The sequence below is a fragment of the Nocardioides sp. CCNWLW239 genome, from assembly GCF_037137035.1.
In the GTDB taxonomy this organism is placed as follows: domain Bacteria; phylum Actinomycetota; class Actinomycetes; order Propionibacteriales; family Nocardioidaceae; genus Nocardioides.
Window position 1 is genome coordinate 134,715 of the sequence record NZ_JBBBNW010000001.1, and the last position, 11,856, is coordinate 146,570.

Here is an 11,856-nt window from a genome sequence, read left to right on the forward strand (position 1 = left end):
GCTGGTGCCGTGGGGAAAGAGCAGACGCGCGGCCGTCGCGACGCGGACCTGACCGGACAGCTCGGCACCACGCTGAGACACTTCATGCACCTGGAGTCGACGAGCGCCGCGCTGCTGGTGATCGCCTCGTTGCTGGCGCTGGCCTGGGCCAACTCCCCGTGGTCGCACAGCTACGAGCACCTGTGGGAGACCGTGCTGTCGGTACGGTTCGGCGACGTCGGGCTCTCGATGGACCTGCACCACTGGGTCAACGACGGCCTGATGGTGGTCTTCTTCTTCGTCGTCGGCCTGGAGGTACGCCGCGAGCTCGTCGTCGGTGAGCTGACCGACCGTCGCCGCATGGTCGTGCCGTTGATCGCCGGTGCAGGCGGCCTGATCCTGCCCGCGCTGATCTACCTGCTGCTCAACCCGTCCGGCGAGGCGGCCCGCGGCTGGGGCATCGTGATCGGCACCGACACCGCGTTCCTGCTCGGCATGCTCGCGCTGGTCGGGCCGGCCGTCTCGACGCAGCTGCGCATCTTCCTGCTCACCCTGACCGTCATCGACGACATCGTCGCGGTGAGCGTCATCGGGGTGGCCTACACCGACCACCTCTCCATCGGCCCGCTGGTCGTCGCCGGGCTGGCACTCGTCGGCATCTTCGTGCTCGACCGGGTGAAGGTGTGGCGCGCCGGGCCCTACGTGTGCCTCGTCCTGATCGCCTGGGCCGCCACCCTCGGGGCCGGTCTGCATGCCTCGATCGCCGGGATGCTGGCCGGGCTGCTGGTTCCGGCCGCCGAGCCGACCCGGGCCCAGATGGAGGTCGCGACCTCGCGGTTCCGGGCATTCCGGCAGTCGCCGCTGCCCACGCTGCAGCGCGAGACCCGCGACGAGCTGACCCGCACGATCTCGGTCAACGAGCGGCTCCAGGAGTCGCTGCACGTGCCGACGAGCTACCTCATCGTACCGATCTTCGCGCTCGCCAACGCCGGCGTCGACCTGCGTGACGGGGTGCTCGGCGAGGCGCTGCGCTCACCGGTGACCTGGGGTGTCGTCGCCGGCCTCGTGCTGGGCAAGACGCTCGGGATCGGCTTCGGTGCGCTCGCTGCTACACGGCTCGGGCTCGGTCGGCTGCCCCAGGGAGTGGGCGGCGGACACGTCCTCGGCGGCGCGGCGTTGTCGGGAATCGGCTTCACCGTGGCGCTGCTGATCACCACGCTCGCCTTCGACTCGGAGACGCTGCAGCGCGACGCGATCGTCGGCGTGCTCATCTCCGTCGTCCTCGCCTCCGCGCTCGGCTGGCTGATCTTCCAGCTCTCCGCACGCTTCCTCGGTCAACGCGACGCGGCCCTGCCGAAGCTGCTCTCGCCGCCCGTGGACCCGTCGCGCGACCACATCTACGGAGACGAGGACGCCGAGGTGACCCTGGTCGAGTATCTCGACTACGAGTGCCCCTTCTGCGCGCGTGCCACCGGCACCGCCAACGAGGTCCGCGACTACTTCGGCCCCCGGATCCGCTACGTCGTACGCCACCTGCCTCTCCCCCAGCACCCCCACGCCGAGCTCGCCGCCGTCGCCGCCGAGGCGGCCGGACGGCAAGGACGGTTCTGGGAGATGCACAAGCATCTCTTCGACCACCAGAACGAGCTCGAGCACCAGGATCTGGCCGGTTACGCTGCCATGCTCGGGCTCGACGTCGAGCAGTTCCTGCGCGACCTGGAGGATCCCACGCTCGCCGAGCATGTTCGTGAGGACATGGCTTCTGCCACTGCCAGCGGGGCTCGGGGGACGCCTACGTTCTTCGTCGGGGATCGGCGGCATGAGGGGCGCTATGACGCTCGTACGCTGATCGCTGCTCTCGAGCGTTCGGCTACTGGGGAGAGTGCTCGGCTCGGGGTGCGGTCTCGGCGTTAGGTCTTGATCGTTTCGGGGCTCTGCTGGGGGCGCTCTTTTGTGGCTGGGGTGGGCCGCCGACCCTCCTTCTACGGTCTCTCGATCTGGACCGGCGTCAAGGACGCCCTTCGGGCGCCGGCTTCGCCGGCCGCCTTCGGCGGTCCTGGACTCCGGACCAGATCGAGAAAAAATTTGGCTGGCTATCGGGACGGCGGCCCCGGTGTGGCCGCGAGGCGTTGTCATGCTCGGGACGGCAAGGTTTCGCGGGATGAAGGGTGGCCCTTCGGGCCACTTACCAACCACAAGAGCGACGCTGTTCGCTCACCGCAAAACCACAGTTGACCTGCGCCTATGGATGGTTAGGTATCCAATCCGAGCGTAGAATCAGACCCATCACAACACGCCTCTGAACACGCCAGGGGGGAGGGGCAACAATGAGTCTGCACAGCGGGATCGACGCGACCACATCGAGCATCGACGCCTCCCTCGACGAACTCCTCGACCGGGACCCGATCTACTGGACTGCCTCCCAGAAGAAGGAGATGCTGGCCTGGCTCGCGAAGACCGAAGCACGACAGGCCGCATTGAGACTGCGGATCCTGGGTGCCTCCGGTGACATCGCTGCCGAGACCGGGGACAAGGACGCCTCCGCCTGGATGCGGGCAGAGCTTCTTGTCGACAGGGGTTCTGCCCGCTCCCAGATCAAGCTCGCCGGCGCGCTGAACAGATACGACCTGGTCGCCACCGAACTTGCCGCCGGCCAACTCTCAGAAGCGAAAGCCCAGGTCATCACCCGGGCCCTCGACACGATCGACACCGACCCCATCGCCACCCGCGAAGACCTGATCCTGGCGGAGAAGCTGCTGGTCGAAGAGGCCAGTCGGCTGACCGCCAACCAACTCCGCATCGCCGCGAGACGGGTTCTGGAACGAGTCGACCCGGTCCGGTTCGACGAAGCCGAAGCCAAAGCACTCCTCGCCGAAGAGCAACGCGCCTTACAGAAGACCGCACTGCGGATCTGGGACAACCGGGACGGGACTGTCGGGTTCGAGGGTGTGCTCCCGGTCGCGAGCGGAATCAGGTTCAAGACCATGGTCGAGGCCTACGCCCAGCCCCGTAAGCAGCAACTGGTGGAGAAGGGTGCGGCGCTGCCGCCGTGGGAACGACTCCTGGGCCACGGGTTCACGAGGCTGCTCGAGACCATCGACCCCACCGTCCTGCCCAGACACGGCGGTGACGCGACCGTCGTGAATGTTGTGATCTCCCTCGAGGATCTCCGCAAAGAACTCGGCACCGCGACCCTCGGGTACGACGAGACCAACGGCACCACCATCACCGCCGCCGAGGCCAGGAAGATGGCCTGCAACGCCACAATCATCCCCTGGATCCTCGGTGGTGACGGTGAAGTGCTCGACGCCGGTCGCGCGAGCAGGTTCTTCCAACCGATCCAGCGCAAAGCGCTCCGGTTGCAGCAGAAGTGTTGCCAGGCCGAGGGGTGTGACATGCCACCCGAGTGGTGCGACGCGCATCATCTCGATCCCTGGGCCGCCGGAGGAAGAACTGACCTCAAAGACGGGGTCCTGCTCTGCCCACACCACCACCGGCTCGCGCACCTACCGGCGTACACGCACGAGCGGCTACCCGACGGCACCATCAGATTCACCCGACGTCCCTAGGCCGGATCGGGCCCATCGACACGCCTGACGTCATGATCGCGGGGCGTCGTCTCGCAGGACAGTCGTCGAGGCGACGTCGGCTCGGTCGCCGCGGGAGTCGGTCGGGTGCAGCTGGGCGAGCGGGCGCCCGCTCTCGTCGACAAGTACGGAGTGCACCTCGCCCTCGGCGAACATGTGTCGCTCGCCCCACTGGCGCATCGCCACGATGACGGTGAAGAGATCGCGGCCCGCCTCGGTGAGGACGTAGACCTGACGGCGTCCGGATACCGCTGTCTCCCGCTCGAGGATGCCGCGATCGACCAGGCGACGAAGCCGGTCGGTGAGGATATTGCGCGCGACACCGGCGCGCTTCTGGAAGTCGGTGAACGAACGCGCGCCATCCATCGCGTCGCGGATGATCAACAGACTCCACCGGTCTCCGACGAGGTCCAGCATGCGCGCGACGGGGCAGGTGGGGTCGGTCCAGGTCACGTCGTCGACTCGCACGGCGGGCTTCACCATGTCTCCCTAATGAGTTGCAGATTGAAACTATTCTGCCACACTCCAATCAGTTTCAAATTGCTACTGATTGGAGTGCCATGGGACTCGCGCATGGTCGAAAGATGCTGCTCGCGATGGTCTGTTCCGCTGCGGTCGCGACGATCTACGTCGCCCAGCCCGTGCTCCCGCGGATCGGGCAGGACGTGGGAGTGCCTGAGTCTGACCTGGGATGGATCGTGGCGGCGGGTCAGTTCGGCTACCTGGTCGGGCTGGCTGTCTTGGTGCCGTTGGGAGACATGGTGGACCGTCGCAGGCTCATCGGGGGTCAGCTTCTCCTCGCCGCGGTCGGACTGCTGGTGACAGCGGTCGCTCCTGGCCTGTGGCTGCTGCTCATCGGCCTTGCGACGACGGGCCTGTTCGCTGCCGTCGTGCAGACCGCCGTCGCGTTCGCGGCTGACCTGTCGACGCCGGCCGAGCGTGGGCGCACCCTCGGAACCGTGACGTCCGGTGTCATCGTAGGAATCCTGGGGGCGCGCGTTCTGGCAGGAATCGTTGCCGGCGTGTGGGGATGGCGGAGCGTCTATGTCACGCTCATGCTGCTGCTCGTCGTGCTCTCGATCGTGGTGCTGAAGCTGCTGCCTGCAGACCACCGGTCGGATCCCAGGTCCTACGGCGACGTGCTGGCCTCGCTCGGGCGTCTCTTCCGCGAGCCTCTGTTCCTGTCGCGAGGCCTGATCGCCTTCTTCCTCTTCGCGTCCTTCGGAACGCTCTGGAGCGGTCTCGCCCTACCGCTGGAGGCTGAACCGTGGCATTTGAGCACGGGCGAGATCGGCATGTTCGGGATCGCCGGGCTCGTCGGTGCGTGGGGAGCTGCTCGGGCCGGCCGATGGGCCGACGCCGGCAGGGCCGACCTCGCGACCGGTGCCGCACTCCTATTGCTGGCGTTGTCCTGGATCGCGTCCGGGCAGGCGATGTGGTCGCTCTGGCTGGTGGTCGTCGGTGTCATCGTTCTGGACTTCTCGGTCCAGGCAGCGCACGTCAGCAACCAGTCACTTCTCACTGCTGCTTTTTCGGACCAGACCAGCAGCGCCATCGGCGGCTACATGATCTTCTACTCGCTCGGCTCCGTCCTCGGCGCGACCGCGACGACCAGCATGTTCTCCACGTTCGGGTGGACGGGATCTGCGGTCCTCGGTGCGGGCTTCGCGCTCTGCGGACTGCTCGTCTGGGCCCTCAGCCGGGGCACGGTCACGGGAACGCCACACGATGTTGCCGTTCACGGATCACTTCTTACTGGCGCGGGCTCTCGCGGGGGCGGAGCGCGAGCCAGGTCGCGAGCACGACAGCGAGGAGCATGACGACGTTGTGGGCGTATTTCGGCCCGGGCGCGACGTCGCCGATCAGGGGGAAGTAGGTGAACGCCAGCAATCCACGTTCCAGCAGGAACGCCGCACCGACAGCGGCCGTGTGACGAATCGTCCACGCGCGCTTCCGGGAGGCCAGGAGCACCAAGGCGCCGAGAGCCGACATGGTCAGGGCTGCGGCCGCCACGCCCAGCCAGGTCGCGGGCATCAGGTCGGGGACGAGTGCGAGGAGCAGCGTGACACCGAGGACCCACCAGATCGAGAGCGGGCGCCTCGCAGGTCCAGCGCCATCCGGTCGACGGTTCCGGGCGACGACGACGGCGAGGAGCACCAGGACGGCGACGACCGCGCCCGTGACAAGCAGCTGGGTCCGACTGCCCGAGCGTGACTCCGGGTCGGTCACGATCAGCAGTGCAGCGACGGCGTACGCCACCGCGGCGAAGGCCGTGCCGACGGGCCCCAGCCACGGCTTCTTGGCCCGGGTGGGCGCCCACGCCTCGGCCAGGGCGACGGGGGCGGCGAAGCTGAAGACGACGTGGCCGACGACGAAGGAGTAGGCGTTGTAGCCGCTGAGGCCCATCGACGCGATCAGGGTCGGCTCGCGGTTCTCCTCCCATCCTTCGTAGCCGCCGTAGTCGGCGCTGAACAGGGACTGGTCGATGAGGCCCGCCTGGGCCGTACCCAGCGCCGCGAAGACCAGCAGCAGGCTCGGCCAGCCCCAGCCCAGGCGCCGGGCGACGTCACGGGCGAGCAGCGCCGGTGCCCCGTAGAGGGCACCGAAGAAGACCAGCGCGAAGGCGATCCCACCCGGGTCGCCCGTGCTGTCGCCGTACGCCGCCAGCAGCTCGGCACCGATCCCGCACAGCACCAGCAGGCCCACGATCTGGAGCACGATGGTCCGGTCGCGTCGCGGCCGGTCCTCAGCGTCTCGCGCCGTCGAGCGGCGTGCCGCCAGCAGGCGCCGGACCAGGGCGTACGCCGCGACCGCCAGCCCCACCACCTGGACCCATCGTGCGACGGCGACCGGCAGCCCCCGCTCACCGATCAGATCCGGCCCGATGCCGGAGCCGACCGAAGCGACCGACACCACCGTCACCGCGAGCAGCCCGACGACGGCACCGAACGCACCGCGCCACCACCAGGTGACTGCCGCGCCGATCACCAGGATCGGTACGCCGGGCGAGATCCGGATCCCGCCGTCCGATGCCGACGGGCCGACGACACCCAGGACGAGCAGGGCGAGCACCGCGACCAGAAGTCCGGCGAGACCCAAGCGTTGACAGCGCATTGGCTCAGGCTATGGAGCCGCCGGCCGGGCCACATCGTCCTTCGGTCGTCGTGGCCCCGACTTTGGTCGTGTCAGCCTCAGGCCTCCGGCGACGACTCCTCCACCGGCGACTCCCCCACCGGCGACTCGTCGGACGACGTCTCCGCCACAGGAGTGTCCTGGCGCTGCGGACGCCAGAAGGCGGCAAGCAGGAGCGCAGTGCCGAGGACACCGACGCCGAGGGCGACCGCACCGCCGATCCAGCCGTCGTAGACGATGTCGAGGGCCGAGTCGAGCGAGATCGTCCCGGGACCGGTGACGCCGAGCACGACGGCGACGACGGCCAGGATCATCACGTACTCCCAGCCGTCCTTGAAGACGAAGAACCCGTTGGGCCGGTGTGCCAGCAGCGCGGCGACGAGCATCACCGAGACGACCGCGGCGGCAGCCAGCGGGGTGATGAGCCCCAGGATCAGCAGCACACCGGCACCGATCTCGGTCACCACGCTCGCCCACGCCTGCAGGGTCCCGTGGCGCAGACCGAGGCTCTCGAACCAGCCTGCGGTGCCGGCGATCTTGCCGCCTCCGCGCCAGTGGTTGACGCCGTGAGCGATCATCGTGCCTCCGACGGCGAGTCGGAGCAGCATCAGGGCAAGATCGACGGGGTCCATCACAGAGTTCCTCAGTGTTGTCGGTTCGGAGGGCCCACCCTAGTGGTCTGACCATGATCCGACGGACAGCGTCGACGGGGAGGCCGTAGGCTCCCCAGGTGCTGCTGCTCGGAGTCGCCCTCGCGCTGGGTTCGGCGGTGGCCCACGCCGCGTGGAACACGGCGTCCAAGACCATCGCGCCCGCGGGCCGGCCGGCACTGTGGGCCGTGGCGATCGTCGAGTGCTGCCTGGTCCTCACCGTCACCACGATCGTGATGATCGTGCGCGGGCACGGTTTCGCGGTCTCGTGGGAGCTGCTCCTGCTCTCCCTGGGCAGCACTGCGATGCATGCGCTGTCGATGGGCCTGGTCCAGGTCGCCTACCGGGACTTCGACGTCAGCCAGATCTACCCGCTCTCGCGCGGTCTGGCGCCGGTCGTCGTCGCGCTCACCGGCATGGTCGTGCTGGGGCAGTGGCTGAGCTGGGCGCAGTGGAGCGGCGTACTCCTGATGGCGGCGGCGGTGGTGGCGCTGCTGTTCGAGACCGTCCGCACCCGCGGCTCGCTGCAGGCGAAGCCGCTGCTCTGGTCGTTCTGCATCGCCGCCTCCATCGCCGGCTACACGACCTACGACGGCTGGGTGGTGGTCGAGCGCGGCCTCGACCCGATCGCCTACTACGCCGTCGGCACGGTGATCCAGGTGGTGCTGTGGAGCGTGATCGTGCGCGGGAAGCATGCCGACGGGCTGCGCCAGCTCAGGATCCACGCGCGCACCGTGGCGGTGCTCGCCGTGCTGATCCCCACCTCGTACGTCCTCAGTCTCTACGCCACCCTGCACGCACCCGTCTCGGTGGTGGCGGCGGTGCGCAGCTCGAGCCTGATCTGGGTCGCGCTCTCCGCGGCGCTGGTGCTGCACGAGCCGATCGGAAAGGTACGCCTCGTCGCCACGATCCTCGCCGCAGCGAGCGTGGTCGCGATGGTGGTGTGACCCGTCGCGGTCGAGGCATCGGCGGCTTCGTCGGTGAGGTTGAATCGCAGGTCCGCTCGTCACCGTCGGCCTCGATCGAGCGCGGCCGACGATGACGAGCGCCGGACCCTCAGACCTCGGCGTGCTTCCTCGACGGCGACTCGTCCGTCGTCGGGGTCGACACGACGCTCTGGTCGAGCTGGACGATGTCGAGTCCGCCGCGGTCCCGGCTGGCGACCAGCGCGGCCAGGGAGATCGCCGAGAAGCTCATCCACAGCACGCCCACCAGCCACAGCGAGCCACCGCCCAGGACCACCAGGGTCGAGGCGATCATGGGCGTGAACCCCGCCCCCAGCGTGGAGGCCAGCTGGTAGCCGATCGAGGTGCCGGAGTAGCGGACCGAGGTGGGGAACAGCTCCCCGGCGAAGGCTCCGTACGGGCCGGAGTTGAACCCTTGGACGACGGAGAGGCCGAGGAAGATCGCCAGGAAGAAGCCGACGGTCGACCCCATGTCGAGCAGCATCATCACCGGCATCGCGAGCACCATCGCCACGGCGTTGCCGGCGATGAGGACCCGGCGCCGGCCGAGTCGGTCGGACAGCTTGGAGGCGATCACGATCATGACCACGGTGCACACCCCACCGAGCGCCTTGACGTTGAGCACCTCGGTCGCGGACAGCACTGCCTGCTGCACGGCGAATGCCACCGCCCAGGCGCCCATCAGCCCCTGCGTCATCTGGCCGGACAGCCCGACCAGCACTGCGGTGAGCAACGAGCGGGGGTGCTCGCGGACGAGCTCCGCGGCCGGGACCCGGCGCCGGCTCTTCTCGGCGCTGGCGGAGAGCTCCTTGAAGACTCTCGACTCGCTGACTCGCATCCGGATGAACAGCGCCAGCGTCATGAACACGGCCGAGAGCAGGAAGGGGATCCGCCAGCCCCAGGTCAGGAAGTCGTCGTCCGGCAGCGCAGTCATCGCCGAGAGGATCAGGGTGCCGGTCACCGTGCCGATCGGTGCGCCCATGTAGGCGAAGGCGGACGCGAATCCACGTGACTCCTTCGTGGAGTTCTCGAAGGCGAGGAGCATCGCGCCACCCCACTCCCCGCCGACCGCCACGCCCTGAACCACTCGCAGCGTGACCAGCAGGATCGGCGCGAGGATGCCGACCTGATCACTGGTGGGCAGCAACCCGATCAGCGTCGACGAGATGCCCATCAGCAGCACCGTTCCGACCAGGATCGTCTTGCGTCCGTACCGGTCCCCGAGATGACCGAAGACGAGGCCGCCCAGCGGCCGGGCGACGTACCCCGCCGCGAGGGTGGCGAACGAGACGATCAGCGCGGTGGTCGCGTCCAGGTCGTTGAAGAAGACCTGGTTGAAGACGATCCCGGCCGCGGTGGCGTACAGGATGAAGTCGTAGTACTCGACCGCTGTGCCGATCGCGCTGGAGAACAGGATCCGGCGCATCTCCGCCGGCGACGCGTGATAGCCCGACGAGTCCGGCGAGGTGGAAGTGCTCTGTGACATGGGGGGCTCCTCAGCTTCTGGCCGCGGCCGACGCGGGGGCGACGTCGGCCGACCGGCCGAACGGAATGATGGCGAGGTCGTCGGGGACGCTGAACGGGCCGGAGTAGGTCTCGCCGGCGCGCTCCCAGACCTCGGGCGCGTCATAGCTGGGCACGAGGTGGTGGAGGGCGAGATGCCGTGCGCCCGCACGGGCGGCGATCTCGCCGGCCTGGAGCGGGGTCGTATGCGCCCGCCGGTGGTGGTCCATGGTCGCCTGCAGCATCTCCGCATCGGTGTACTGCCGGGCCAACGAGTCGAGGTTGATCGCCTCGTGCAGCAGCAGATCGGTGTCCGTGGCGAGGCGCACCAGGTTGTCGCACGGCGCGGTGTCGCCGGAGATGGTGACCGACCCGGCTGCGGTGTCGAACCGGTAGGCGAAGGCCGGAGCGGTCGGATGGTGCGAGACCAGGATCGCCGAGACGGTCACACACTCGTCGACATGGACCACGATCGGTTCCATCGGTGGCGCGACCCGCCCGTCGGGGTCGAAGCCACACTCGTCAGGGATCGCGATCTCCTCGGCGCGGAACTGGTCGGCCGGAGACTTCGCGAGGGAATCGAAGATCCTGTCGTTCGCGTCGGTGGCGTACGCCGCCAGGAGCCCGTCGATCAGGCCGCGAACCCCGGGGGTCGGCTGAGCCGGCGCGATCGGTTCGGGCGTACGCATCGCTCGCGACGAGAGCGGCGGCAGCTTCCCCCGATCGCCCGGCCCGATGACCGGGATCGCCTCGGGGACGGAGTCCTTGAGCTCGAACGCGCCGAAGAGCAGCAGCGCGGGCAGGTCGACGACGTGGTCGGAGTGCAGGTGGGTGACGAAGACGCCGCGCAGGTCCGCCATCGACAACCCGGCTCTGTTGGCCTGGCGGCCGGCGCCGTAGCCGCAGTCGACGAGATACCAGGAGTCGTCGACGACCACGGCGGTGGCGATGCCGGCACGCGGCTCGCCTCGGTGGTCGCTCCACCAGCGGGGGCCGCCCGCCGTCCCGAGGGTGACGACGTAGGGGATGGATTCAGTCACGGGGGTTCCTTTCGGATCAGCTTCACCTCAGCGTGATCCCCGCCACATCATTTGTCTAACTAGAGTTCTTTGGGTTTCGCATAAGGTGAGCTAATGCACGAGGTCACCCTGCGTCAGCTCGAATACTTCGCCGCGATCGCCGAGACCGGGACGGTCACCGCGGCAGCCCAACGATGCAATGTGTCGCAAGGGGCGGTCAGCCTCGCGCTCGCCGAGCTGGAGCGACTGGTCGGAGCGACCCTGGTCATCCGCCGACGCGGCAAGGGGGTGGCACTGACACCCGAGGGCACGATCGTCGCCGCCCGGGCGCGGCAGGTCACCGACCAGGTCGCGGACATCGCGACGGTGGTCGAAGAGTTCCATGGCCGGCTCTCGGGCCGGATCGTGGTGGGCGTCTTCCGCACGCTGGCCATGTATGCCATCCCTCACCTCATCGACTGGTTCGCGCAGCATCACCCGGGCGTCGAGCTCGACTTCGTCGAGGGCTCGGGCCCGATGATCCAGGACGAAATGCTGGCCGGCCGGGTCCAGGTGTGTGCGATCTACGAGGCTCAGCTCGCCGCCGGGTGCTCGGGCCTCGAGCTGCACGACGCGCGGCGGATGGTGGCCCTCAGCCCGGATCACGAGCTCGCCCGGCTCGACCGGATCAGGATGGACGACCTCGCCGGCCACCCGGCGATCCTCGTCGACGAGGAACCCGCTCTCCGCCGCACCCTGGCGGCCTTCGAGGTGGCCGGCGTGGTCCCGCGCGTGATGTGGCGATCCGCCAGCGTGCAGGCGATCCAGAACGTCGTCGGCCGCAACCTCGCCTACTCCCTGCTCATGCAGCCCACCAGCACGAGTCCCGAGGGCCGCCCGCTGACCTACCGCCCGCTGACTGACGGCGTGCCGCGCAACGCGGTCATGGCCTCGCTGCCCACCGGGCTTCGCCCGACCCGTCTGATCGGCGAAGCGCTGGTCGCTCTCCAGGAGGATTGGCACCCCTCGCCCTGACCCGGGC

The 11,856-nt window shown here is 68.7% G+C and carries 10 protein-coding genes; 5 read left to right on the forward strand and 5 right to left on the reverse strand.

The genetic code is table 11. The features are described 5' to 3' along the window. The first annotated feature begins 9 nt into the window (after positions 1 to 9). Together nhaA and WBG06_RS00685 are read left to right on the forward strand one after the other, a co-directional pair. The gene (gene nhaA / locus WBG06_RS00680; protein ID WP_336734103.1) at positions 10 to 1,893 is read left to right on the forward strand and encodes a Na+/H+ antiporter NhaA; all 1,884 of its coding nucleotides are present in this window, start codon (positions 10 to 12) and stop codon (positions 1,891 to 1,893) included. 413 nt (positions 1,894 to 2,306) lie between these two features. Beyond that, positions 2,307 to 3,548: an HNH endonuclease signature motif containing protein gene (locus WBG06_RS00685; RefSeq protein WP_336734104.1), complete on the forward strand. Its 1,242-nt coding sequence runs from the start codon at positions 2,307 to 2,309 to the stop codon at positions 3,546 to 3,548. 30 nt (positions 3,549 to 3,578) lie between these two features. Here the strand turns inward: WBG06_RS00685 and WBG06_RS00690 are convergent, their stop codons facing one another. Then, the gene (locus tag WBG06_RS00690; protein WP_336734106.1) at positions 3,579 to 4,049 is read right to left on the reverse strand and encodes a winged helix-turn-helix transcriptional regulator; all 471 of its coding nucleotides are present in this window, start codon (positions 4,047 to 4,049) and stop codon (positions 3,579 to 3,581) included. Positions 4,050 to 4,126: 77 nt separating this feature from the next. Here WBG06_RS00690 and WBG06_RS00695 point away from each other — a divergent pair, with 77 nt between their 5' ends. Then, positions 4,127 to 5,386, forward strand: coding sequence for an MFS transporter (locus WBG06_RS00695; protein WP_336734107.1), 1,260 nt, complete (start codon positions 4,127 to 4,129; stop codon positions 5,384 to 5,386). Here WBG06_RS00695 and WBG06_RS00700 read toward each other — a convergent pair. Continuing rightward, complete coding sequence (locus WBG06_RS00700) at positions 5,319 to 6,680, reverse strand: hypothetical protein (RefSeq protein WP_336734109.1); 1,362 nt, start codon at positions 6,678 to 6,680, stop codon at positions 5,319 to 5,321. The genes WBG06_RS00695 and WBG06_RS00700 overlap by 68 nt on opposite strands. 77 nt (positions 6,681 to 6,757) lie before the next feature. Next, positions 6,758 to 7,330, reverse strand: a complete 573-nt coding sequence (locus tag WBG06_RS00705) for a DoxX family protein (protein WP_336734111.1) — start codon at positions 7,328 to 7,330, stop codon at positions 6,758 to 6,760. Positions 7,331 to 7,428: 98 nt separating this feature from the next. On the opposite strand from WBG06_RS00705, the gene WBG06_RS00710 reads away from it, so the two are divergent. Beyond that, a complete protein-coding gene (locus WBG06_RS00710) occupies positions 7,429 to 8,295 on the forward strand; it encodes an EamA family transporter (RefSeq protein WP_336734113.1) in 867 nt (288 codons plus the stop codon). A gap of 109 nt (positions 8,296 to 8,404) precedes the next feature. Here WBG06_RS00710 and WBG06_RS00715 read toward each other — a convergent pair whose 3' ends face one another. Together WBG06_RS00715 and WBG06_RS00720 are read right to left on the reverse strand one after the other, a co-directional pair. Further along, a complete protein-coding gene (locus WBG06_RS00715; RefSeq protein WP_336734115.1) occupies positions 8,405 to 9,799 on the reverse strand; it encodes an MFS transporter in 1,395 nt (464 codons plus the stop codon). 10 nt (positions 9,800 to 9,809) lie between these two features. Beyond that, positions 9,810 to 10,856, reverse strand: a complete 1,047-nt coding sequence (locus WBG06_RS00720) for an MBL fold metallo-hydrolase (RefSeq protein WP_336734117.1) — start codon at positions 10,854 to 10,856, stop codon at positions 9,810 to 9,812. A gap of 93 nt (positions 10,857 to 10,949) precedes the next feature. On the opposite strand from WBG06_RS00720, the gene WBG06_RS00725 reads away from it, so the two are divergent. Then, on the forward strand, positions 10,950 to 11,849 hold the full coding sequence (locus tag WBG06_RS00725) for a LysR family transcriptional regulator (protein ID WP_336734119.1): 900 nt from the start codon (positions 10,950 to 10,952) through the stop codon (positions 11,847 to 11,849). The last annotated feature ends 7 nt before the right edge of the window (positions 11,850 to 11,856 follow it).

Coding starts and splice junctions, on each gene's coding strand:
- WBG06_RS00715 (WP_336734115.1), bottom strand. CDS start 9,799: ATGTCACAGAGCACTTCCACCTCGCCGGACTCGTCGGGCTATCACGCG.
- WBG06_RS00725 (WP_336734119.1), top strand. CDS start 10,950: ATGCACGAGGTCACCCTGCGTCAGCTCGAATACTTCGCCGCGATCGCC.
- WBG06_RS00690 (WP_336734106.1), bottom strand. CDS start 4,049: ATGGTGAAGCCCGCCGTGCGAGTCGACGACGTGACCTGGACCGACCCC.
- WBG06_RS00685 (WP_336734104.1), top strand. CDS start 2,307: ATGAGTCTGCACAGCGGGATCGACGCGACCACATCGAGCATCGACGCC.
- WBG06_RS00695 (WP_336734107.1), top strand. CDS start 4,127: ATGGGACTCGCGCATGGTCGAAAGATGCTGCTCGCGATGGTCTGTTCC.
- WBG06_RS00705 (WP_336734111.1), bottom strand. CDS start 7,330: ATGGACCCCGTCGATCTTGCCCTGATGCTGCTCCGACTCGCCGTCGGA.
- WBG06_RS00700 (WP_336734109.1), bottom strand. CDS start 6,680: ATGCGCTGTCAACGCTTGGGTCTCGCCGGACTTCTGGTCGCGGTGCTC.